Source organism: Streptomyces milbemycinicus, assembly GCF_002154605.1.
Classification (GTDB): domain Bacteria; phylum Actinomycetota; class Actinomycetes; order Streptomycetales; family Streptomycetaceae; genus Streptomyces; species Streptomyces milbemycinicus.
The window spans coordinates 1-25,057 of sequence record NZ_MUNE01000366.1 but is presented as its reverse complement, the minus strand read 5'-3'; the positions used below and the strand labels follow the sequence as shown (position 1 = coordinate 25,057).

The 25,057-nt window shown below is 70.3% G+C and carries 9 protein-coding genes; 7 read left to right on the top strand and 2 right to left on the bottom strand.

The genetic code is table 11. The features are described 5' to 3' along the window. Positions 1 to 14,941, top strand: a 14,941-nt coding sequence (locus CCN51_RS28195; RefSeq protein ID WP_143675911.1) for a type I polyketide synthase, incomplete at its 5' end; no start/stop codon positions are given. An 8-nt stretch (positions 14,942 to 14,949) separates the two neighbouring features. On the opposite strand, the gene CCN51_RS28190 is transcribed toward CCN51_RS28195, so the two are convergent. After that, positions 14,950 to 16,089 (bottom strand): DUF2235 domain-containing protein, encoded by a 1,140-nt coding sequence (locus tag CCN51_RS28190; protein ID WP_014174575.1) that lies wholly within the window; start codon positions 16,087 to 16,089, stop codon positions 14,950 to 14,952. A 431-nt stretch (positions 16,090 to 16,520) separates the two neighbouring features. Between CCN51_RS28190 and CCN51_RS28185 the strand changes: the two genes are divergently transcribed. Genes CCN51_RS28185 through CCN51_RS28170 form a run of 4 tightly spaced genes read left to right on the top strand, consistent with a single transcriptional unit; the run spans position 16,521 to position 20,808 of the window. Then, on the top strand, positions 16,521 to 17,636 hold the full coding sequence (locus CCN51_RS28185) for an ABC transporter substrate-binding protein (RefSeq protein WP_014174574.1): 1,116 nt from the start codon (positions 16,521 to 16,523) through the stop codon (positions 17,634 to 17,636). A 45-nt stretch (positions 17,637 to 17,681) separates the two neighbouring features. Continuing rightward, positions 17,682 to 18,518, top strand: coding sequence for an ABC transporter ATP-binding protein (locus CCN51_RS28180; RefSeq protein ID WP_238545319.1), 837 nt, complete (start codon positions 17,682 to 17,684; stop codon positions 18,516 to 18,518). Positions 18,519 to 18,526: 8 nt separating this feature from the next. Next, complete coding sequence (locus CCN51_RS28175; protein ID WP_014174572.1) at positions 18,527 to 19,306, top strand: ABC transporter permease; 780 nt, start codon at positions 18,527 to 18,529, stop codon at positions 19,304 to 19,306. Continuing rightward, on the top strand, positions 19,303 to 20,808 hold the full coding sequence (locus CCN51_RS28170; RefSeq protein ID WP_014174571.1) for a dihydroorotase: 1,506 nt from the start codon (positions 19,303 to 19,305) through the stop codon (positions 20,806 to 20,808). The genes CCN51_RS28175 and CCN51_RS28170 overlap by 4 nt, the downstream gene beginning before the upstream one ends. Positions 20,809 to 20,901: 93 nt before the next feature. Here the strand turns inward: CCN51_RS28170 and CCN51_RS28165 are convergent, their stop codons facing one another. Then, positions 20,902 to 22,134: a right-handed parallel beta-helix repeat-containing protein gene (locus tag CCN51_RS28165; RefSeq protein WP_014174570.1), complete on the bottom strand. Its 1,233-nt coding sequence runs from the start codon at positions 22,132 to 22,134 to the stop codon at positions 20,902 to 20,904. Between the two features lie 312 nt (positions 22,135 to 22,446). Here CCN51_RS28165 and CCN51_RS28160 point away from each other — a divergent pair, with 312 nt between their 5' ends. Together CCN51_RS28160 and katG are read left to right on the top strand one after the other, a co-directional pair. After that, positions 22,447 to 22,884, top strand: a complete 438-nt coding sequence (locus CCN51_RS28160) for a Fur family transcriptional regulator (RefSeq protein WP_014174569.1) — start codon at positions 22,447 to 22,449, stop codon at positions 22,882 to 22,884. A gap of 33 nt (positions 22,885 to 22,917) precedes the next feature. Then, positions 22,918 to 25,057, top strand: a 2,140-nt coding sequence (gene katG, locus CCN51_RS28155; RefSeq protein ID WP_086860208.1) for a catalase/peroxidase HPI, incomplete at its 3' end; no start/stop codon positions are given.

Sequence of the window (25,057 nt, the reverse complement as noted above, 5' to 3'; positions counted from 1 at the left end):
GCCGTCCAGTCATGTGGACTGGTCGGCTGGTGCTGTGGAGTTGGTGGTGGAGCAGCGGGCTTGGCCTGAGGTGGGGCGGGCGCGTCGGGCGGGTGTGTCCTCGTTCGGGATCAGCGGTACCAACGCGCATGTGATCCTGGAACACGTATCGGCCGAGCCGACCGCCCTGGCCGCCGAAGAGCCGAGCTCCCCCGCCGTCGTCCCCCTGATGGTCTCGGGAAAGACGGACGCGGCGCTGCGTGCCCAGGCGGAACGGTTGCGGTCCCACCTCGCGGAGTGGCCCGAGGCGGGCAGGGCCGATGTCGCGCTGTCCTTGGCATTGTCCCGGTCGCGCTTCGAGCACCGGGCTGTGCTGCTGACCCGCGACCGTGAGAGTGCGCTGGATGGTCTTGCTGCTCTGGCTGCGGGCGAGCCCGCCGCTGATGTGGTGCTTGGCGCTGCGGCCCTGCGGCCCGGTGCCACCGCCTTCCTCTTCACCGGTCAGGGCAGTCAGCGCCCTGGTATGGGGCGTGAGCTGGCGGGTCGATATCCGGTCTTCGCCGACGCGCTCGATACCGCCATCGAAGAGCTGGACGGGCAACTCAGCCGTCGCCTGCGCGAGATTCTGTACGCCGAGGTCGGCACTCCCGAGGCGGAGCTTCTTGACCGTACAGAGTTCACTCAGCCCGCCCTCTTCGCGGTGGAAGTGGCCCTGTTCCGGCTGCTGGAGTCCTGGGCGATTGTCCCGGACTATCTGGTGGGGCATTCGGTCGGGGAGATTGCGGCGGCGCATGTGGCGGGGGTGTTGTCGCTGGCGGATGCGTGTGCGTTGGTGGTGGCGCGGGGGCGGTTGATGCAGGGGCTGCCCGCGGGCGGGGCGATGGTGGCGGTGCAGGCGGCCGAGGACGAAGTAGCCCCGCTGCTGTCCGATGGGGTGTCGATCGCGGCGGTCAACGGTCCTGGTTCGGTGGTGGTGTCCGGGGCTGAGCGGGAGGTGTTGGAGCTTGCGGAGCGGTTTGCGGCGCAGGGGCGGAAGACCAGTCGGCTGCGGGTGTCGCATGCGTTCCACTCCCCGCTGATGGACCCGATGCTGGACGAGTTCCGCACCGTGGCCGAAGGCCTCTCCTACCAGCCCCCGGCCATTCCAGTGGTGTCCAACGTGACAGGCGGGCCCGCTACGGAGGAGCAGCTGTGCTCTGCCGACTACTGGGTCGAGCATGTGCGGGCCACCGTGCGGTTCTCCGATGCCATAGCGGCGTTGGGCGACACCGGGGTACGCAGGTTCCTCGAGGTCGGGCCGGACGCGTCGCTGTTGGCCCTGGCGGCCGAAACGGCCTCGGACGACGCGGTGCTGGTGCCGGTGTTGCGCAAGGACCGGGGGGAGGAGCACGCGGTCACCGCCGCGCTGGCGCAGCTGTACGTCGATGGCGTGGAGGCCGACTGGGCGGCCCTGTTCCCGGGTGCCCGTCGGGTGGATCTGCCCACCTACGCCTTCCAGCGCCGGTGGTTCTGGCCGCGTACCGAACCGTCGGTGGAAGACGCCGTGGCGTTCGGCCTCACCTCGGCGGAGCATCCGCTGCTCAACGGCGCCGTGGAGCTGGCGGGCTCCGAGGGGAGGCTGTTCACCGGGCGGCTGTCGCTTCCGCTGCGGTCGCATGCGTGGCTGGCCGATCACAGGGTGTCGGGGCGTGTGCTGGTGCCGGGTACCGCGCTGTTGGAGTTGGCGGTCCGGGCGGGCGATGAGGTCGGTTGCGACCGGGTGGAGGAGCTTACGCTGGCGGCGCCGCTCACGCTGCCGGAGCAGGGCGCCGTGCAGGTGCAGCTGGTTGTCGGCGATCCGGACGAGGCGGGCCGTCGCCCGGTCAGCGTGTACTCCAGGCCGGAGGGCCGGTCGGAGGAGTGGGTGCTGCACGCCGGCGGCGTGCTGGCGGAGGCCGGGCGCGCCGACCACGTGGGCGGCTGGCCGGTGTGGCCGCCGGAGGGCGCCGAACGGGTGGATCTGACCGGCTGCTACGAACGGTTCGCCGAGTTCGGTTTCGACTACGGGCCGCTCTTCCAGGGCCTGCGGTCGGTGTGGCGGCGCGGCACCGACGTATTCGCCGAGGTGGCGCTGCCGGACGGTCCCGAGGCGGACGCCGCCGCCTTCGGGCTGCATCCCGCGCTGCTCGACGCCGCGCTGCACGCGGCCTCCTGGGCGGGGACCGAGGTCCGGCCCGGTGTGCTGCCCTTCTCGTGGTCGGGAGTGTGTCTGTACGGGGCCGGAGCGTCGGCCCTCCGGGTGCGGCTGTCGTCCGCCGGGCCGGACACCCTGTCCCTGGAAGCCACCGATCCCTCGGGGCGCCCCGTACTCTCCGTGGAGTCGCTTGCCCTGCGTGCGATGTCGGCGGAGACGACCGGCGACACCGGTGGCGCCGTGGCGGATTCGCTCTTCCGTCTCGACTGGACGCCGGTACGCGCGTCGACGGTGCCCCCGGCCTCCGTGGCCGTCGTCGGGCCCGATGACGGCGGACTCGTCGAGGGGCTGCGGACGACGGGGCCGGCCGTCGTCGGCTGCGAAGACCTCGCCGCCCTCGCGGCAGGCGAGGACGCACCGCCCGCCGTGGTGCTGATGCCCGTGTCGCGGCCCGCGGGCGATGTGGTGGGCGCCACGCATGAGGTGACGTCCCGGATCCTGGGTGTGCTGCAGGCATGGCTGACGGACGAGCGGTGGACGCGGTCCCGTCTGGTGTTCATGACGCGTGGCGCGACCACGGGAGAGGACCTTGCGGCCGCGTCCGTATGGGGCCTGGTCCGCGTCGCGCAGTCGGAGCACCCGGACCGGTTCGCCCTGCTGGACCTCGACGGCGGGCAGCCGTCCGCCGCGGCGGTGGCCCAGGCTCTTGGGTCGGACGAGCCGCAGACGGCCGTCCGGGACGGCGCCGTCCTGGTGGGCAGGCTGGTCCGTACCCCTGCCGTCCGTACCCCTGCCGTCCGTACCTCCGCCGTTGGCGAGGAGACGGCCGGGGTGGAGTGGGATCCCGAGGCCACGGTGTTGATCACGGGCGGCACGGGTGGGCTGGGCGGTGTGCTGGCCCGCCACCTGGTGGTCGAGTACGGCGTCCGGCATCTCCTGTTGGCCAGCCGCAGTGGCGGCGCGGCGAACGGGGCGGCCGAACTCGTCACGGAGCTGACGGACCATGGCGCCGATGTGCGCGCGGTGGCGTGTGATGTGGCGGATCGTGATGCGGTGGCGGCCCTGCTGGCGGACGTACCTGCGGACCGTCCGGTGCGGGCCGTGGTGCATACGGCGGGTGTCCTCGACGACGGTGTACTGGAGGCGCTGACGCCGGAGCGGCTGGCCAAGGTGGCGCGGCCCAAGGTCGACGCTGCGTGGGCGCTGCACGAGGCCACGCGCGAGCTGGACCTGACGGCCTTCGTGACGTTCTCCTCGGTGGCCGGTACGTTCGGCTCGGCAGGCCAGGGGAATTACGCCGCGGCGAACGCGTTCCTGGACGCGCTGGCCGAGCATCGACGTGCGGCCGGGCTTCCGGCGGTGTCGCTGGCATGGGGCCCATGGTCCCGGGCGGGCGGAATGACCAGCGGCTTGACCGACGCGGACATGGAACGCATGACGCGCGCGGGTACGCCGCCGCTGTCCGTCGAGGAGGGCGTCGCGCTGTTCGACGCGGCGCTGGCGACGGGTGAGGCGGCCGTCGTACCGGTCCGGCTCGACCTGCCCGCGCTGCGTGCACGTGGGGAGATCCCGCCGCTGCTGCGTTCTCTGATCCGGACCCGCACCCGCCGGCATACGCTGCCGAGCTCGGGTGAGGCCGCCACCCTCGTCGGACGCCTCAGCGGCCTGACCGACACCGACCGTCGCGAGGCGCTGGTCGACCTGGTGCGCGTGCAGGTGGCGCTGGTGCTGGGGCATACGGGCTCCGGCGAGGTCGGGGTCTCCCGCTCCTTCCAGGATCTGGGGTTCGACTCGCTGACGGCGGTGGAGCTGCGCAACCGGCTGAACACCGCCACCGGGCTCCGGCTGCCCGCCACCCTCGTCTTCGACTACCCGACGGTGGTCGCGCTCTCCGAACATCTGCACCGCGAGCTGTTCGGGGTGCGGACCGACGGGCCGGCCCCGGACCAGGCCCGCGACCAGGCGCTGCCGGTCGTGTCCGATGATCCGGTGGTGGTCGTGGGTATGGCCTGCCGCTACCCGGGTGGGGTGCGTTCTCCGGAGGACCTGTGGCGTCTGGTGGTCGGCGGTCAGGACGCCATCTCGGGCTTTCCGAGCGACCGGGGCTGGGATCTGGAGGCGCTGTACGACCCGGATCCGGACCACTTCGGCACCTCCTACACCCGTGAAGGCGGGTTCCTACAGGACGCGGCGGAGTTTGACGCGGCGTTCTTCGGGCTGAGTCCGCGTGAGGCATTGGCGACGGATGCGCAGCAGCGGTTGTTGCTGGAGACGTCGTGGGAGGCGTTCGAGCGGGCGGGGATCGATCCGGTGTCGCTGCGGGGGAGTCGGACGGGTGTGTTCGCGGGGGTGATGTACAACGACTACGGGACTTTGTTGCAGGGCCCCGAGTTCGAGGGCTATCAGGCCAACGGCAGTGCGGGCAGTGTGGTGTCGGGGCGGGTGTCGTACACGCTGGGGCTCGAAGGGCCTGCGGTGACGGTCGACACGGCGTGTTCGTCGTCATTGGTGTCGATGCATTTGGCGGCGCAGGCGTTGCGGGCGGGGGAGTGTTCGCTGGCGTTGGCGGGTGGTGTGACGGTGATGTCGACGCCTGTGGCGTTTGTGGAGTTTTCGCGGCAGCGGGGGTTGTCGCCGGACGGGCGGTGCAAGGCGTTCTCGGAGTCGGCCGATGGTGTGGGCTGGTCCGAGGGTGTGGGTGTAGTGGTGCTGGAGCGGCTGTCCGATGCGCGCCGCAATGGTCACGAAGTGCTCGCCGTGATGCGGGGTTCGGCGATCAACCAGGACGGTGCGTCGAATGGGTTGACGGCGCCGAATGGTCCGTCCCAGCAGCGGGTGATTCGCCAGGCGCTCGCCAGCGGGGGTCTGTCGGCTTCGGATGTGGATGTGGTGGAGGCGCATGGTACGGGGACGAGGCTGGGTGATCCGATCGAGGCGCAGGCGTTGCTGGCCACGTACGGTCAGGAGCGGAAGGCGGACCGTCCGCTGTTGCTGGGGTCGGTGAAGTCGAACATCGGTCATACGCAGGCCGCGGCGGGTGTGGCGGGTGTGATCAAGATGGTGATGGCGATGCGGCACGGCCTGTTGCCGCGGACCTTGCATGTCGACGCGCCCTCGTCCGAAGTGGACTGGGAAGACGGCGCGGTCGAACTGCTCACCCAGGCGGTCGAGTGGCCGGGGACCGGGCACCCCCGGCGCGCCGGCGTCTCGTCCTTCGGGATCAGCGGCACCAATGCCCACCTTATTGTCGAGCAGCCCGGTCTCTCCGACCCTGTCGATGGCGGACTGGAGGAGCCCTCGGACGGCGCCGGTGTGGTGCCGTGGGTGGTATCGGGTGCGTCACCGGCGGCTTTGCGTGCCCAGGCGGGGCGGTTGCTGTCACATGTGCGGGCGGATGGTGAGCTGGGGCTGCGGGATGTGGGCTTCTCACTGGCTACGGGCCGGTCGGTGTTTGAGCATCGGGCGGTGGTGCTGGCCGAGGACCTGGAGGGTGTGGCGCGGGGCGTGGCGGCGCTGGCCGCGGGTGAGGCTGATGGGGGTGTGGTCGAGGGTTCGGTGAGCGACCAGGGCAGGAAGGCGTTCCTGTTTACCGGGCAGGGCGCTCAGCGGTTGGGGATGGGGCGTGAGCTGTACGAACGGTTCCCGGTGTTCGCGGGGGCATGGGATGAGGTGGTCGCGGGGCTGGATCCGCTGTTGGGTGTGGCGTTGCGGGATGTGGTGTGGGGTGAGGAAGAAGGGTTGTTGAATCGTACGGAGTTCGCTCAGCCTGCTCTGTTCGCGGTGGAAGTGGCGTTGTTCCGGTTGCTGGAGTCCTGGGGGATTGTCCCGGACTATCTGGTGGGGCATTCGGTCGGGGAGATTGCGGCGGCGCATGTGGCTGGGGTGTTGTCGCTGGCGGATGCGTGTGCGTTGGTGGTGGCGCGGGGGCGGTTGATGCAGGGGCTGCCCGTGGGCGGGGCGATGGTGGCGGTGCAGGCGGCCGAGGACGAGGTGGTGCCGTTGCTGTCCGATGGGGTGTCGATCGCGGCGGTCAACGGTCCTGGTTCGGTGGTGGTGTCCGGGGCTGAGCGGGAGGTGTTGGAGCTTGCGGAGCGGTTTGCGGCGCAGGGGCGGAAGACGAGCCGGTTGCGGGTGTCGCATGCGTTCCACTCCCCGCTGATGGACCCGATGCTGGACGAGTTCCGCACCGTGGCCGAAGGCATCTCCTACCAACCCCCCGCCATTCCGGTGGTGTCCAACGTGACGGGCGGCCTCGCGGTGGAGGCGCAGTTGTGCTCCGCCGACTACTGGGTGGCTCACGTCCGTCAGGCCGTACGGTTCGCGGACGGGGTGCGGACCCTGGCGGACGCAGGCGTCACCGTGTTCGTGGAGCTGGGGCCCGACGGGGTGCTCTCCGCCCTGGCGCAGGAGTCGGCGCCGGAGGAGGCAGCGCTGGTGCCGGTGTTGCGCAAGGACCAGGGGGAGGAACGGTCGGCCCTCACCGCCCTGGCCCGGCTCCACGTACGAGGAGTGGAGGTGGACTGGTCCCCGCTGTTCGCGGGCGCCCGGCGGGTGGCCCTTCCCACCTACGCCTTCCAGCACGAGCGGTTCTGGCCGAAGGGTACGGCGACCCGGGCCGGCGATGTACGCGCGGCCGGCCTTGGCGCGGCCGACCATCCGCTCCTGGGTGCCGCCGTCGAGCTCGCGGGTGCCGGGGGACATCTCTTCACGAGCCTTCTGTCGGCGCGGTCGCATCCGTGGCTGGTGGATCACCGGGTGATGGGGCGGCTGGTGGTGCCGGGGACGGCGCTGGTGGAGCTGGCGCTCCGGGCGGGCGACCAGGTCGGCTGCGACCGGGTGGACGAGCTCACCCTGACGGCACCGCTCGTACTCCCCGAACAGGGCTCCGTACAGCTGCAGCTGACCGTGGGCGAACCGGATGAGACCGGCAGCCGCCCGGTGAGTGTGCACTCGCGGCCCGAGGGCGCGGAGGACACACCGTGGTTGCGGCACGCCACCGGTACCCTCACCGCCGCCGCGTCGCCGTCCTCCACTGAACTCGGCGACGCGACGCCGGAGACAGGGGTGTGGCCGCCGACCGGGGCGGTGCCGCTGGACCTGGACGGCTTCTACGAGCGCCGGGCGGCCGAGGGCTTCGGCTACGGCCCGGCGTTCCAGGGCCTGCGGGCCGCGTGGCGGCTGGGCGGCGAATTGCTCGCCGAGGTGGATCTGCCGGAGCGGATGGAAGCAGACGCGGCAACTTTCGGTCTGCACCCCGCGCTCCTCGACGCCGCTCTGCACGCGGCTGTGTTGGACGATTCGGACTCGGGCTCGGACACGGACACGAGCGCTGTGCCGTTCTCCTGGTCGGGGGTCTCGTTGCGCGCTGTGGGCGCCTCCTCGGTACGGGTGAGGTTGTCACGTCGCGCGGACGGCGCCTTGTCGATCGCGCTCGCCGATCCGTCCGGTGCCCCGGTGGCCACGGTGGACTCCCTGGTGGTGGCCGAGCTCCCGGCCGAGCACGGGGATGGCGGCGACGGTGCCCCGGACATCGCGCGTACGTCCATGTTCCGCCTGGACTGGGTGGCGACACCCGCGGCGGCCCCCGTCGGTGAACGGCTGGCGGTCGTGGGCCCGGACCCGCTGGGCCTGGTCGCGCTGATCGAAGAGGGCGGCGCGACGGTGGAAACCCACGCCGACCTCGCCTCGCTGGCGGCCGCGTCGGAGGCCGCGGCACCGGGCATCGTGCTGGTGCCCGTGGTCGGCGGCGACTCCGGATCGCCGGTGGTGGAGTCCGTACGGACCATGACGACCAGTGTGCTGGGGCAGCTCAGGACCTGGCTGGCCGAGGACCGGTGGGCGGATTGCCGGCTGGTGTTCGTCACGCGTGGCGCGACGGCCGCCGGTGACCTCGCCGCCGCCCCGGTGTGGGGCCTGGTGCGCTCGGCCCAGACCGAACACCCCGGCCGGTTCGGTCTGATCGACCTCGACCTCGACCTCGATCCGCAGCCCGGCGCCACCGCCGACCGCGCACTCGACGGCGCGAGGACACCGGGAGCGCTGCTGCTGGAAGCCCTCGCCTCCGCGGAGCCGCAATTGGCACTACGCGACGGCGCGATCCGGGCGGCCCGGCTCGCTCGCGTTCCCGCACCCGACGGGACCTCACCCGCATGGGACAGCGAGGGCACCGTGCTCATCACCGGAGGCACGGGAGGACTGGGCCGGCTGGTGGCCCGCCATCTGGTGACCGAGTGCGGCATACGCCATCTGATGCTGCTCAGCCGCAGTGGCCCGGCCGCCGACGGCGCCGGGGACCTCGTTGCCGAGCTGACGGCTCACGGCGCGGATGTCACCGTGACAGCGTGCGACATCGCCGACCGCGACGGGCTCGCAGAGGTGTTGGCCGGGGTGCCCGAGGCGCATCCGCTGCGGGGTGTCGTCCATACGGCAGGTGTGCTCGACGACGGAGTGGTGGAGGCGCTGTCGCCAGGGCGGATGGAGTCCGTACTGCGGCCGAAGGCGGACGCGGCATGGCATCTGCATGAGCTGACCCGGGACATGGATCTCTCCGTCTTCGCCCTCTTCTCCTCGGTGGCGGGTGTGTTCGGCGGAGCCGGTCAGGCCAACTACGCGGCGGGCAACGCCTTCCTGGACGCGCTGGCCGAGCATCGGCGTACGGCCGGTCTGCCGGCCGTGTCGCTGGCCTGGGGCCCGTGGGAGCCCGCCGGAGGGATGACCAGCGCCCTGAGCGAGGCCGATCTGAGGCGGATGGCGCGCTCGGGAATGCACGCGTTGTCGGCCGAACAGGGGGTGGCGCTGTTCGACGCCGCCCTGGCGAGCGGCGAGGCCGCCGTCGTACCCGTCCGGCTCGATCTGCCCGCGCTGCGCAACCAGGACGAGATTCCCTGGCTGTTGCGCGGACTGGTCCGGGCCAAGGCCCGCCGGGCAGCCGTCGTGGGCTCGGGGGCAGCCACCTCGCTCATCCGACGGCTGAGCGCGCTGACCCATCGGGAGGAGCGCCGTGACGCCCTGCTGAGCCTGGTGCGCGGCCAGGTGGCGCTCGTTCTCGGCCATGCCGGCGCCGAGTCCGTCGAGCCCTCCCGGTCGTTCCAGGATCTGGGGTTCGACTCGCTGACGGCGGTGGAGCTGCGCAACCGGCTGAACAGCGCCACGGGGTTCCGGCTGCCCGCCACCCTCGTCTTCGACTACCCCAGGCCCACCACCCTCGCCGACTACCTCCTCGACGAGCTGTTCGGAGTCGAAACGGAGATGCCGGCGCCGACGCACACCCTCCCCGCGACGTCCGATGACCCGGTGGTGGTCGTGGGCATGGCCTGCCGCTACCCGGGTGGGGTGCGTACCCCCGAGGACCTGTGGCGGGTGGTCTTCGAGGGGGTCGACGTGGTCTCGGGCTTCCCGACCGACCGTGGTTGGGACCTGGAGGCGTTGTACGACCCGGACCCGGACCACCTCGGTACCTCCTACACCCGTGAAGGTGGGTTCCTACAGGATGTGGGGGAGTTTGACGCGGCGTTCTTCGGGTTGAGTCCGCGTGAGGCGCTGGCGACGGATGCGCAGCAGCGGCTGCTGTTGGAGACATCGTGGGAGGCGTTCGAGCGGGCGGGGATTGATCCGGTGTCGCTGCGGGGCAGCCGGACGGGTGTGTTCGCCGGGGTGATGTACAACGACTACGCGGATCTGCTCGGCGGGGGTGAGTTCGAGGGTTATCAGGGGAACGGCAGTGCCGCGAGCATGGCCTCGGGCCGGGTGTCCTACACCTTGGGGTTCGAAGGCCCGGCGGTCACGGTCGACACTGCCTGTTCGTCTTCGCTCGTGTCGATGCATTTGGCGGCGCAGGCGTTGCGGGCGGGGGAGTGTTCGCTGGCGTTGGCGGGCGGTGTGACGGTGATGTCGACGCCTGTGGCGTTTGTGGAGTTTTCGCGGCAGCGGGGGTTGTCGCCGGACGGGCGGTGCAAGGCGTTCTCGGAGTCGGCCGATGGTGTGGGCTGGTCCGAGGGTGTGGGTGTGGTGGTGCTGGAGCGGCTGTCCGATGCGCGCCGCAATGGTCACGAAGTGCTCGCCGTGATGCGGGGTTCGGCGATCAACCAGGACGGTGCGTCCAATGGCCTGACGGCGCCGAATGGTCCGTCCCAGCAGCGGGTGATTCGCCAGGCGCTGGCGAGTGGAGGTCTGTCGGCTTCGGATGTGGATGTGGTGGAGGCGCATGGCACGGGGACGAGGCTGGGTGATCCGATCGAGGCGCAGGCGTTGCTGGCCACGTACGGTCAGGAGCGGAAGGCGGACCGTCCGCTGTTGCTGGGGTCGGTGAAGTCGAACATCGGGCACACGCAGGCCGCGGCGGGTGTGGCGGGTGTGATCAAGATGGTGATGGCGATGCGGCATGGTGTGCTTCCGGGCACGCTGCACGTGGACGCGCCGTCGTCGCATGTGGACTGGGAGGCGGGCGCGGTCGAGCTGCTGACCGGGCCGGCGGAGTGGCCGTCGGCGGACCGGGTGCGCCGGGCGGGCGTGTCCTCCTTCGGGATCAGTGGCACGAACGTGCACCTCATCGTGGAACAGCCGGAACCTTCTGACGCGGTCGGCGGCGCCTCCGAGGAGCTTTCGGAGGGTAGCGGGCTGGTGCCGTGGGTGGTGTCGGGCGCGTCGTCGGCGGCTTTGCGTGCTCAGGCGGGGCAGTTGCTGTCACATGTGCGGGCGGGTGGTGAGCTGGGGCTGCGGGATGTGGGCTTCTCACTGGCTACGGGCCGGTCGGTGTTTGAGCGTCGGGCGGTGGTGCTGGGCGAGGACCTGGAGGGTGTGGCGCGGGGCGTGGCGGCGCTGGCCGCGGACGAGTCGCATGTGGATGTGATCGAGGGTTCGGCGACCAGTGAGGGCAGGACGGCGTTTCTGTTCGCGGGGCAGGGTGCTCAGCGGTTGGGGATGGGGCGTGAGCTGTACGAACGGTTCCCGGTGTTCGCGGGGGCATGGGATGAGGCGGTGGCGGAGCTGGATCCGCTGTTGGGCGTGTCGTTGCGGGATGTGGTGTGGGGCGACGACGAGGGGTTGCTGAATCGGACGGAGTTCGCTCAGCCTGCCCTGTTCGCGGTGGAAGTGGCTTTGTTCCGGCTGGTGGAGTCCTGGGGGATTGCCCCTGACTACCTGGTGGGGCATTCCGTCGGTGAGATTGCGGCGGCGCATGTGGCGAGGGCCTTGTCGCTGGCGGACGCGTGTGCGCTGGTGGTGGCGCGAGGCCGGTTGATGCAGGGGTTGCCCGTGGGCGGGGCGATGGTGGCGGTCCAGGCAGCCGAGGACGAGGTGGTGCCGCTGCTGTCCAGCGAGGTGTCGATCGCCGCTGTCAACGGTCCTGGTTCGGTCGTGGTGTCCGGAGCCGAGGAGACAGTGCTGGAGATCGCGGAGCGGTTTGCGGCGCAGGGGCGGAAGACAAGTCGGCTGCGGGTGTCGCATGCGTTCCACTCCCCCCTGATGGACCCGATACTGGACGAGTTCCGTACCGTGGCCGAAGGGCTGTCCTACCAACCCCCCGCCATTCCGGCGGTGTCCACACTGACGGGCGGGCCCGCCAAGAGCACGGATCTGTGCTCCGCCGACTACTGGGTCGAGCATGTGCGGTCGACCGTACGGTTCTCCGACGCCATGGCGGTGTTGGGCGACGCCGGGGTGCGCAGGTTCCTCGAGGTCGGGCCGGACGGGTCGCTGTCGGCGCTGGCGGCCGAAAGCCTCGCCGACGAGCCCCTGCTGGTGCCGGTGGTGCGCAAGGGCAGAGGGGAGGAGCGGTCCGCGCTGACGGCCATGGCGCGGTTGTTCGCGAATGGTGCGGAGGTGTGCTGGGCAGCCCTGTTCCCGGGTGCCCGCCGAGTACCACTCCCCACCTACGCCTTCCAGCACGAGCGGTTCTGGCCGACGGGTACGGTGAGCCGTGCCGGCGATGTACGCGCGGCGGGGCTGGGGGACGCGCATCACCCGCTGCTGGGAGCGTCCGTCGAACTGGCCGACAGCCAGCGGGCGTTGTTCACCAGCCGCCTCTCCGTGGGTTCCCATGCGTGGCTGGCGGATCATGTGGTGATGGGCCGGGTGGTGGTGCCGGGCACGGCGCTGCTGGAGCTGACGCTCCGGGCCGCGGACGAGGTCGGCTGCGACCGGGTGGAGGAGTTGACGCTGGCGGCGCCGCTCGTCCTGCCCGAACAGGGTGCCGTACAGCTTCAGCTTGCCGTCCACGAGGCCGATGACTCCGGCCGTCGCCCCGTCAGTGTCCACTCCCGGCCGGAGGGCACAGCGCGTGAGTGGACCCTGCACGCCAGTGGTGTGCTGACGGAGGGCGAGCGGACAGCGACCGCGACACCGCTGGGGGTGTGGCCGCCGGAGAGCGCCGAGCACATCGATGTGGGCGATTGCTATGACCGCTTCGCGGACATCGGCTTCGACTACGGGCCGCTGTTCCAGGGGCTGCGGGCCGCCTGGCGGCGCGGCGATGAGCTCTTCGCCGAGGTCGCCCTCCCGGAGCGGGGCGAGGCCGACGCCGCAGCTTACGGACTCCATCCCGCGCTGCTCGACGCCGTCCTGCACACCGCCCTCCTCGCCGGGCTCGACAAAGCGGACGGGGGTGGTGGCGGGGACGACGGTGCGGCCGGTACGGGCGCCATGGCGAGTCTGCCGTTCAGCTGGGAGGGCGTCTCCCTGCACGCCTCCGGCGCGTCGGCGCTCCGTGTCCGGCTGTCCCCGGCGGGCGACAACGCCATGTCGATCACGCTGGCCGACACGGCCGGCGGCCCGGTCGGCTCCATCGATTCGCTCGTCGTGCGGTCGATGTCCGCCGACCAACTCGGCGCCGCCGCCGACACGAGTGAGGGCGACGCGCTGTTCCGTGTGGACTGGACGCCGCTGGCGCCCGCCGTCGATACCCCGGACGCCGTCACTGCCGTCGTGTTGGGTTCCGAGCGGTCCTGGCTGGCCGAGGCGCTGCGGGCCGCCGGGACGCCTGTGGAGGTGTGTGCCGAGATCGCCGGGGTGACATCGCCGCCGACGGGAGCCGACGTACCGGAGGTCGTGCTCGTTCCGGTCGGGGACGGCACTCCCGAAGACCCGGTCATCCCCGAAGACCCGGCCTTCCCCGAAGACCCGGTGCGCTCCGCGCACCAGGCGGTGTCCTGGGCCCTGCATCTCGCCCAGTCGTGGCTTGCGGACGAGGGCGCGGCCGCCTCGTGCCTTGTGTTCGTCACACGGGGCGCGACGACGGGCGAGGACCTGGCCGCCGCGTCCGTATGGGGCCTGGTCCGCTCGGCGCAGACCGAGCACCCCGGCCGGTTCGGCCTGGTGAACCTCGACGACACGGATGCCTCCGTGGCCGCGCTACGAAAGGCCCTCGCCTCGGGCGAGCCGCAGTTGGATGTCCGCGCCGGGGCGATCACCGTCCCGCGGCTGGTGCGTGCGTCCACCTCCGTGGCGGATCCGGACACATCGGCCGTGGTGTGGGATCCCGAGGGGACGGTCCTGGTCACCGGCGGTACGGGCGGGCTGGGGCGTGAGGTGGCGCGCCATCTGGTGACGGAGCACGGTGTCCGCAACCTGATCCTGGCCAGCCGCAGCGGCCCAAATGCCGACGGAGTAGGCGAACTCGTCGCGGAACTCGCCCGGCACGGTGCGGACGCACAAGCGGTGGCCTGCGATGTCGCGGACCGCGACGCCGTGGCGGCCCTGCTGGCCGGGGTGGCGCCGGAACGCCCGGTGCGGGCGGTGGTGCATACGGCGGGGGTGCTGGACGACGGTGTGCTGGAGTCGCTGTCGCCGGAGCGTGTGGCCGCCGTGCTGCGGCCGAAGGCCGACGCGGCATGGGTGCTGCACGAGGCGACACGTGAGCTGGACCTGACGGCGTTTGTCCTCTTCTCGTCGGTGGCCGGTGTGTTCGGCGGAGCCGGCCAGGCCAACTACGCGGCGGGCAACGCGTTCCTGGACGCGCTGGCCGAGCATCGGCGTACGGCCGGTCTGCCCGCGGTGGCGCTCGTATGGGGTCCGTGGACGCAGACCGAAGGGATGACCAGCACGCTGGCCGAGGCGGACCTGGCGCGGCTCGCGCGGTCGGGTATGCCTCCGCTGTCGATCGAGGAAGGGCTGGCGCTGTTCGACGCGGCCTTGGCGACCGGGGCGGCGGCCGTCGTTCCGGTCCGGCTGGACCTGCCCGCCTGGCGCGCCCAGGGCGAGGTCCCCGCTCTGCTGCGTGGCCTGATCAGGACGAGGACCCGGCGAGCCGCCGGAGCCGGTGTGGGAACCCGGGCCTCGCTGGCGGACCGGCTCATCGGTCTCGGGGATACCGAAAGGGCGGAAGCCGTCCGTGAACTGGTCAGTGCGCAGGCAGCCGATGTGCTGGGCCATGCGGGGGCGGACGCCATCGAGCCGACCCGCGAGTTCAAGACCCTGGGCTTTGACTCCCTCACCGCGATCGAACTGCGCAACCGCCTCAACGCCGCCACCGGGCTCCGGCTGCCCGCCACCTTGATCTTCGACTACCCGACGCCGGACGCACTGGCCGACCACATACGCACGCAACTGGTCCCGGAGGACGCGGGGCCGATGTCCATCCTGGCCGAGCTGGACCGTCTGGAGCTCGCCTTCGCGCAGGTGCCGGTCGATCCGGAGCTGCACGAGCGGGTGGCGGGGCGTCTGGAGGTGCTGCGCAGCCGATGGGGGGCGCTGCAAGGGGACCCGGACCAGAAGGCCGACCACGAATTCGACTTCGACGCCGCGACCGACAGCGAGGTCTTCGAGATGCTGGACAACGAGCTCGGGCTGTCCTGAACCGGTGGCTACGGCAGGGAATCGAGGTCCACTGGCTCAAGGCGTCCGTTCTCCGGCTGGGTCAGGTACGTGACGAGCCGTGGCGGCCGATAGCCGGGGTCATCGTCGTAGCGCTCCTTCGCGGTCGTGGCCAGGTACTCGCATCCTCCGTCGGTGTTTCCGTCCTTGCCCGTGGCTTCGCCGATGGGCCGATGCGCGGGCTTGGCCAGGCGGTAGAGCCACGTCCGGGAGGCGTGCGGCTGGGCCATCGGATCGGGCGCGACCCTGAAGTCGACGCTCTCGCCCGGCGCTATCCGGCTGGGACCCTCGGGGCTGATGGCTCCGGGCTGGAACTCCAGGCCGTATTCCCGGGCCCGGTCGACCATCCACAGCAAGGTGATGTCGGACAGGGAGGTCTCGGTGTATCCGCCGCCGATGTCGCAGTGCACACCGGTGAACCACACCTGCTTCAACTCCTGCCCGTCGACCCCGGGTTCCTGGTGCCACAGTGCCGGCTCGAATGCCGATCGCTGCTCGTCGATGGCCAGCGCGTGAAAAGCGCCGTCGACCCGGGTGCTGAGCTTGGTGTCGTGGAATTCCCAGCGGTGGTTCAGCCGCCTTATGACGGGCTTGAGCCAGCGCGGTCCGAGAGCCGGGACGCCGAGCGCGCCGACGGTGTCCCACACCCCGATGAAGCGGATCCGCGGGTCGTGCGAGTACGCCCGGCGGAACAGGCTGGCGGCGACACCGCTCGGCCGGTCGGCCGAGCTGCGGTACAGGGCCCACGCCTCGCCGATCCGGTGGGAGTTCTCCCGGCGCAGGATGCCGCAGTTGCGGACCATGCCGGCGGTGCTGCGGGCGGTGAACGCACCCCTGCTGAAGCCGAAGAAGTACACGAAGTCGCCGGGTTCGTAGTTGTCGACGAGGAAGCGATAGGCATCCAACACATTGCCGGACAGCCCGGCGCCGAACGCGCCGCCGCGCAGACGGTCCCAGCGGCTGGTACCCACGCCGCGGTGGTAGTAGACGCACTGTCGGTTCCCAGCCGTGTCCTCGGGGGCAAGCGCCAGGGCGAGTTTGGTGACGTTGGTCGGGCAGGGTTGCCTGCCCTCGACCTGATCGGCCGTGTTCCACGTGCCGTCGCAGCACACGATGAGACGTTTGGGCATGACAGCCCTCCTCCCGTTTCGTCGGAGGACCTGAGGCAACAGTTACCGCCCTGCCCCCACGGGGCTGAAGTCGGGATATTCGATTCCGGCCATCCGAATCACCAAGTCTAAGGTCGCGCTCACGGGTTCGTGTCGGCAGGCGCGCCCCACCCGCGGCTGGACGGAACCAACGCCGTATCCGCCCAAAACCAGCTACGGGAATGCCGCCCGCGACAACCAGCCGTCTTCCGCAGCCTGTTCGCCTCCGACATCCTGGAGGTCTGCCCCCAGGCCGGGCCGACCGACGCCCACTGGTCGCCCTGATGAGCGATGCGCCGACCGCTACGTCCCCCGGCAACGAGACATGCCGCTCCCTCCCAGCACGGGCGCTGCCAGTGGGTGTTCGCAAGACCGATACCGCTTACTCCACCGGATCGAGAGAGGTGCCGAACATGAGACATTCCCCGCGGCTCGGCGTCACTGCCGCCACCCTTGCCGCCCTCGCGGTGCTTTCCGCCTGCGGAGGCGGTGACTCTTCGTCTTCCAACAGCGCCTCAGGCGCCCAGGCCTCGCTCGACCTTGCCGTCGCCTCGGCCGTGATCGCGCCCAAGGAAGAGGTCGCCACCTATGCGGTGGGCGACGCCGAGGGCTACTTGTCCGAGGAGAAGCTCAGGGTCGACGTGATCAACACCGACGGCTCGGTGGCCGCGATCCAGGCCGTCGCCTCGGGCAGTGCCGACATCACGGCGGCCGACGCGGGAGCCATCCTCGCCGCGCGGGAGAAGGGCATCCCGGTCAAGGCCATCGGTGGCCTGGTGCAGAACTGGCCCTGGCGCATGGCGGTCCGGCCGGACAGCGAGATCAAGACCCCTGCCGACCTCAAGGGCAAGGAGATCGGCGTCATCAGCCTCGCCTCCGGCTCGCCCATCTACGCCCGTGCGTACGCGAGCGACGCCGGTCTGGACGCGGCCAAGGACATCGAGCTGCTGCCGGTCGGAGTGGGCGCGCAGGCCCTGTCCGCCCTGGAGGGCGGCAAGGTCGATGCGCTCGCGCTGTACACACAGGCGTACACCACGATCGAGAACACCGGAACCGAGCTGCGCTACCTGGACAACTCCGACGCCTTCGAGGGGATTCGCTCGCTGACCTTCGCGGTGACCGAGAAGACCTTGGAGGAGAAGAAGGACGTGCTGACGCGCTATCTGCGCGCCATGTACAAGGCGCTGCTCTTCTCCGCCGTCAACTCCGAGGCCGCCATGCGTGACGGCTACCAGGCCTTCCCGCAACTGCTGACCGGTAAGAAGGCCGACGACCGTATCGCCGACGACAGCAGGACGCTCAACGCGTGGATCAAGACCGCGATCCCTGCCACCGGTGAGCGCGAGAGCTTCAAGAACTGGGGCGCGATCAGCGACGCGGAGTGGAACAAGACGATCGCCTACACCAAGACGTCCGGCCAGATCACCAAGGACGTCGATCTCTCGGAGCTGTGGGACGACAGCCTGCTGGGCGGCGCGAACGACTTCGACTCCGCGGCTGTGATCGAGAAGGCGAAGGCTGCCAAGTAGCGACCGGCGAGCCACCAGCAGGAAGGTAGGGAGACCGCTATGGCCATGAGGACTCCGGGTCGCCGTCGACGCCGCCTGAACGCGCTTCCCCCGCCCGATGTGGACGAAGGCCGCTGGATCGAAGTCGACGGGCTGCACAAGAGCTACCAGCCGCGCAGATCGGAGCCGACCCACGCGCTCTCGGACATCGCCTTCACCGTCCGGCGCGGTGAGTTCATCTCGGTCGTCGGCCCCTCGGGGTGCGGCAAGACCACGATGCTGAAGATCCTCGCCGGGCTCATTCCCAGGAGCGAGGGGGCGGTCCGTGTCGCGGGCCGCGACGTGGCGGGGCCGCTTCCCGAGGTGGGCATGGTCTTCCAGGCGGCCACCCTGCTGCCCTGGCGCACCATTCTGCAGAACGTGATGGTGCCCGTGGAGGTACGGAAGCTCGACGCCCGTGTGTACCGGGAGCGGGCCGAGCGGTTGCTCGCGATGGTCGGCCTCGACGGCTACGAGGGCAAGTACCCCCATGAGCTGAGCGGCGGGATGCAGCAGCGCGCCGGGATCTGCCGGGCCCTGGTGCATGACCCGGCCGTGTTGCTGATGGACGAGCCCTTCGGCGCGCTCGACGCCATGACCCGTGAGTACATGAACGTCGAGCTGCTGCGGATCTGGCGGGAGAGCGGCCAGACCATCGTGTGCGTCACCCACTCCATCCCCGAGGCGGTCTTCCTCTCCGACCGGGTGGTGGTCCTCAGCCCCCGCCCGGGCCGTATCGCCGAGATCGTCGACATCGAGCTGGAACGCCCGCGTGCGCTCGGCGTCATGGCCTCGGACCGGGCCGGGGTCTATGTCCAGCGGATCCGCAAGCACTTCAACGCCATCGGAGTGATCGACTCATGAGGCCCCGCGTGGACTTGAGGGAGCGGCCCGAGCTGCTGCTCGTTCCCGCCGTGTTCGTAATCGCCCTGCTGGTGTGGGAGTTCGCGGTCCCCGCCTTCGGGGTCGACGACTACCTGCTACCGCGCCCCTCCCAGATCTTCGACGCCCTGCGGACACAGCTGGCCGACCCGTTGTTCTGGAGACATCTGAAGGTCACGGTGCTGGAGTCGCTGTACGGCTTCCTCCTCGCCGCGGGCGCGGCGCTGGTGCTGGGCACCGCGATCTCGCAGATGCGGCTGATCGAGCGCACCTTCATGCCGTACATCGTGGCCTTCCAGACGGTGCCCAAGGCGGCCCTCGCGCCGCTGTTCGTCGTGTGGTTCGGCTTCGGCATGGCGAGCAAGGTCGTCATGGCGGCGGTCATCGCGTTCTTCCCGATGCTGGTCAACGTGGTCGAGGGGCTGCGCTCGGCCGATGCGGACCGGGTCCAGATGCTCACGGTGTTCGGCGCCGGCAAGTTCGAGGTCTTCACGATGGTGCGGCTGCCGAGCGCGCTCCCCTTCATCTTCGCCGGTCTCGAGATCGGGGTCGTCTTCTCGATCCTCGGCGCTGTCGTCGGCGAGTTCATCGGAGCGAAGGAGGGCCTGGGATACCTGCTGCTGCAGACCAACTACAACTTCGACATCGCCGGGATGTTCGCCGTGCTGGTAGTGCTCTCCGTGCTGGGACTGATCGCCCACTTCATCATCCGTCTCGCCCAGAGGCGCTTCGTCTTCTGGACGCAGGAGAGCCGGGTGATCGGGGCATGAGCGAGGTGACCGAGTACGACCTGGTGGTGAAGAACGCCCGTGTCGTCACCCACGACCACGATGACGCCCGGCCCGCGGACATCGCCGTCAGCCGCGGGCGGATCGCCGCCGTAGCCCCCGGTATCGCCGCGTCAGGGTCCCGCCGGGTGGCCCGGCGGGTGGTCGACGCCGGCGGCAAGCTGGCGTTCCCCGGCGTCGTCGACGCCCACCAGCACTGGGGGATCTACAACCCGCCGGCCGAGGACGCGGCCAGCGAGAGCCGCGCGAGCGCGCAGGGCGGGGTCACCAGCGCCCTGACCTACATCCGGACGGGCCGCTACTACCTCAACAGGGGTGGTGCGTACACCGACTTCTTCCCCGAGGTGCTGGGCGCCGTCGCCGGCCGCGCCCATGTCGACTACGGCTTTCACCTGGCCCCGATCTCACGGGCTCATATCGACGAGATCCCCGATCTGATCGAGCGGTTCGGCGTCACCTCGTTCAAGGTCTTCATGTTCTACGGCAGCCATGGCCTGCACGGCAGGTCCGCCGATCAGAATGCGTTCCTGATGATCCCCGAGGACGAGCGGTACGACTACGCGCACTTCGAGTTCGTCATGCGCGGGGTACAGGCCGCACGCGAGCGATTCCCCGACCTCGCCGAACAGATCTCGCTGTCCCTGCACTGCGAGACCGCCGAGATCATGACCGCGTACACCAAGCTGGTCGAGGAGGCGGGCGAGCTGACCGGGCTCGCCGCCTACAGCGCCTCCCGGCCGCAGCACTCCGAGGGGCTCGCGGTCTCCATCGCCTCCTACCTGGCCCACGAGACCGGGCTGCCGACGATCAACCTGCTGCACCTGTCCTCCCGCAAGGCGGTCGAGGCGGCCGTACGGATGAGCCGGGCCTTCCCGCACATCGACTTCCGCCGTGAGGTCACCATCGGGCACCTGCTCGCCGACATCACCACCGCACACGGCCTCGGCGGCAAGGTCAACCCGCCGCTGCGGCCCCGGGAGGACGTCGAGGCGCTGTGGGAGTACGTGCTCGACGGCACCGTCGACTGGGTCGTCAGCGACCACGCATGCTGCCGCGAGGAGCTGAAATTCGGCGAGCCCAAGGACGATGTCTTCCTCGCCAAGGCGGGATTCGGCGGAACCGAGTACCTCCTCCCCGGCCTGATCACCGAGGGGACGAAGCGCGGCCTGTCCCTGGGCCGGATCGCCGCGCTGACCTCCTGGAACCCGGCCCGGCGCTACGGGCTGGGCACCAAGGGCACCATCGCACCCGGCTTCGACGCCGACATCGCCCTGGTCGACCCGGACCGCACCTGGACCGTGCGCGCGGCGGAGTCGGAGTCGACGCAGGAATACACCCCGTTCGAGGGGTTCGAGCTGACCGCCCGGGTCACCGACACCTTCCTGAGGGGCAACCACATCCTGCGGGCGGGCCGGATCGTCGGCGAGCCCGTCGGCGCCTACCTGCACCGCCCGACGGGCGACGCCCGGCCCGCGACGCCCTGACCGGCGGTGCCGCGTGCCGCGCCACCCAGCGCCTGCCACCCGGCGCCCGCCACCCGGCTCCGGCGAGCCGGGTGGCGGGGAGGCACCTGGCCGCTATCCGCCGAAGGACACGGAGAGCTTTCCGTCAGCGGCGAAGGACCACTTCAGCGCCCCGCTGTACGACGAGCACCGAGAGCCGTTCGTACCGGACCAGAACTGGTTCGAGGCGTCGGCATCGCCGATGGTGCGGTCCTTCGTCCCGCTGCCACTGCGGCACGACACATTGTCCCGGAACACCGAAGTGCCGCCGTCGAAGGAGAAGTTGCGCTCGGCGTTGTCGATCCCGATGTTGCTCGACACCGACATATGGCCCGGGTTGCTGTTGTAGGTGAAACCGTGCTTGCCGTTGCGGTAGGCGATGCTGCGCCGGATGACGTGGTCGACGGCGATGTCCGAGCCGCCGAGCTTGAAGCCGTTGCGGTCACCCTTCGAGGCCTGGGAGCCGTCCGTGAGGGTGCCGTTGTTCAGGGCGAGGGAGTCCTCGATGGTCACCGGGCCGATGGCGCCGGTGTCCGTCTTGGTGTAGAGGTCCCAACCGTCATCGATGTTGTTGTGGGACACGTCGTAGCGGAAGACGTTCCCGGAGCCGACCGTGAGCTTCGCGGCGAAGCCGTCGGCGTCCTCGCCGTCGGAGTCGGCGTTGTCATGCGACTCCGAGCTCACGATGAGGTTGTTCGCCGGCCACTGGTCGCGGGGGGTGCTGGAGGCGATGCGGGAGATCTGGAGCCCCGTGTCGCGGTTGAAGCGGGTCACCGTGCGTTCTATGACGTTGTTGCTGCCGCCGACGAAGATCCCGTTGTCGCCGGCGCGCTCGACGGTGATGTTGGAGACGCGCCAGAACGACCCGTTGACGGCGAGCCCGCGGTTCGCCGGGTCCTCGCTCATGGCCGAGAAGTTCAGCACCGGTTTCTCGCCGGGGTAGGCGGACAGCTTCTTGGGGGCGCTCGAGGTGCCGTCGTTCCCCGGTGCGATGGTGACCGTCTGCGAGAGGTTGTAGGCGCCGCCGCGCAGGTAGATGGTGCCACCGGGGGTGATGCGGGTGATCGCCGAGGCGAGCGTCGTCGGAGAGGACTCCGTGCCCGGGGCGCCGGCGCTGCCGTTCGGCGACACGTACAGATCGCCTGCGGCGAGGGGCGCGGCATGCGAGACGGATGGCGGGACCGCGAGCAGACCCGCCGTCGCGAACACCGCCACCGCCGCGGCGGCAAGGGCGCCGCGTGTGCGGCGTACGTCGGTGGCCGCGGGGGCCTTCTGCCGCGAGGCAGGGGAAATCCGGGTGTGCTTCATGGCGCTGGGACCTCCTGTTGTGGGGGGCTGCCGTGGGGGCGGCACGCAGCTCATGAGAGCGGTTACTGAACGCTGCCTGTCCTAGGAAGGGCAGTATGGAGCGCGTCTTAAAGGGTGACGGCCGTCACGCACAGGGAAAATTAGCAAGCGCTTGCCAAAGCGTCAACGCCATCTGCGCCGCACCTTCCAGGCCGCCACTCACACCGCATGTCATGCCACAACAAGGCAAACGTTGGCTGACCCGCGCCACCACTAAACTTGAATCATTCGTTTTCCTGTACAGGTCGTGTTTGTGGAGGTAGGTTTGGCGCCATGACCGCATCCCAGAGCCCGGCCCCCGCCGAGGAGCTGCGCGGTGCCGGCCTGCGAGTGACGGCCGCCCGTGTCGCGCTGCTCGAAACCGTCCGCTACGGCGACCACCTCGATGTCGAGGCGATCGCCTCCCGAGTGCGCGATCGCGTGGGTCACATCTCCCTGCAAGCTGTGTATGACGCCCTTCACGCGCTCACCGCGGCGGGGCTCATACGCCGGATCGAGCCGGCAGGCAGCCCGGCTCGGTTCGAGGGACGTGTCGGGGACAACCACCACCACGTCGTATGCCGGTCGTGCGGTGCCGTCGCCGACGTCGACTGCGCGGTCGGCGAGATCCCCTGTCTGACCGCGTCCGACGACCACGGCTTCTCGATCGAGGAGGCCGAGGTCATCTACTGGGGCCTGTGTCCCGACTGTTCCACCGCCCGCAGTTCTTGAGCACCATGATCCGCCCAGTCCGGAAGGATTCCCATGTCAGAGAACCATGACGCTATCGCCGCAGACGCGCAGACGGAGGGCGCTGGCGGCTGCCCGGTCGCACACGGGCGCGCCCTGCACCCGACCCAGGGCGGTGGGAACCGCCAGTGGTGGCCGGAGAAGCTCAACCTGAAGATCCTCGCCAAGAACCCCGCCGTGGCGAACCCGTTCGGTGAGGAGTTCGACTACGCCGAGGCGTTCAAGAGCCTCGACCTCCCTGCCGTGAAGCAGGACATCGCCGAGGTGCTGACGGACTCGAAGGACTGGTGGCCGGCCGACTTCGGTCACTACGGCCCGTTCATGATCCGTATGGCCTGGCACAGCGCGGGCACCTACCGCATCAGCGACGGCCGCGGCGGCGCCGGTGCCGGTCAGCAGCGGTTCGCCCCGCTGAACAGCTGGCCGGACAACGGCAACCTCGACAAGGCCCGCCGTCTGCTGTGGCCGGTCAAGAAGAAGTACGGCCAGAGCCTGTCCTGGGCCGACCTCATGATCCTCGCCGGCAACGTCGCCCTGGAATCCATGGGCTTTGAGACCTTCGGCTTCGCCGGTGGCCGCGAGGACGTATGGGAGTCCGAGGAGGACGTGTACTGGGGTCCCGAGAAGGTCTGGCTCGACGACCAGCGCTACTCCGGCGACCGCGAGCTGGAGAACCCGCTCGGCGCGGTCCAGATGGGCCTCATCTACGTCAACCCCGAGGGCCCGAACGGCAACCCGGACCCGATCGCCGCGGCCCGCGACATCCGTGAGACGTTCCGCCGCATGGCGATGAACGACGAGGAGACCGTCGCCCTGATCGCCGGTGGTCACACCTTCGGCAAGACCCACGGCGCCGGCCCGGCTACGAGCGTCGGCCCCGAGCCCGAGGCAGCCCCGATCGAGCAGCAGGGCCTGGGCTGGAAGAGCACCTACGGCACCGGCAAGGGCGGCGACGCGATCACCAGTGGCCTGGAGGTCACCTGGACCAGCACGCCGGCCCAGTGGAGCCACGGCTTCTTCAAGAACCTGTTCGAGTACGACTACGAGCTGGAGCAGAGCCCGGCCGGCGCCAACCAGTGGGTCGCCAAGGACGGGGCCGGCGCGGGCACCATCCCGGACGCCCACGACTCGTCGAAGAGCCACGCCCCGCGGATGCTGACGACGGACCTCTCGCTCCGGTTCGACCCGATCTACGAGCAGATCTCGCGTCGCTTCTACGAGAACCCCGCCGAGTTCGCGGACGCCTTCGCCCGCGCCTGGTACAAGCTGACCCACCGCGACCTGGGCCCGAAGTCGCTGTACCTCGGCCCGGAGGTCCCGGAGGAGACCCTGCTGTGGCAGGACCCGCTGCCCGCGGCCGAGGGCGAGGCCATCGACGCCGCCGACATCGCGGCGCTCAAGGCCAAGCTGCTCGACTCGGGCCTCACGGTCTCGCAGCTGGTGTCCACCGCGTGGGCGTCGGCCTCGACCTTCCGCGCCAGCGACAAGCGCGGCGGTGCCAATGGCGCCCGTATCCGTCTGCAGCCGCAGAGCGGCTGGGAGGTCAACGAGCCGGAGCAGCTGCCGCAGGTGCTGCGTGTCCTCGAGGGCATCCAGCAGGAGTTCAACTCCGGCGCCAAGAAGGTCTCCCTGGCCGACCTGATCATCCTCGGCGGTGCCGCCGCCGTGGAGAAGGCCGCCAAGGACGGCGGGTACGACATCGAGGTGCCCTTCACCCCGGGTCGTGTGGACGCCACGGATGAGCACACCGACGCGGAGTCCTTCGCCGCGCTGGAGCCCACCACCGACGGCTTCCGCAACTACGTGGGCAAGGGCAACCGCCTGCCGGCCGAGTACCTGCTGCTCGACAAGGCCAACCTGCTGAGCCTGAGCGCACCCGAGACGACCGTCCTCGTCGGCGGCCTGCGTGTCCTGGGCGCGAACTACCAGCAGACGCAGCTCGGTGTCCTCACCGACGCCCCGGGCAAGCTGACGAACGACTTCTTCGTCAACCTGCTCGACCTGGGCACGACGTGGCGGGCGATCTCGGAGGACCAGAACACCTTCGAGGGCCGCGACGACGCCACCGGCGAAGTCAAGTGGACCGGCACCCGCGCCGACCTCGTCTTCGGCTCGAACTCCGAGCTGCGCGCGCTCGCGGAGGTCTACGCGAGCG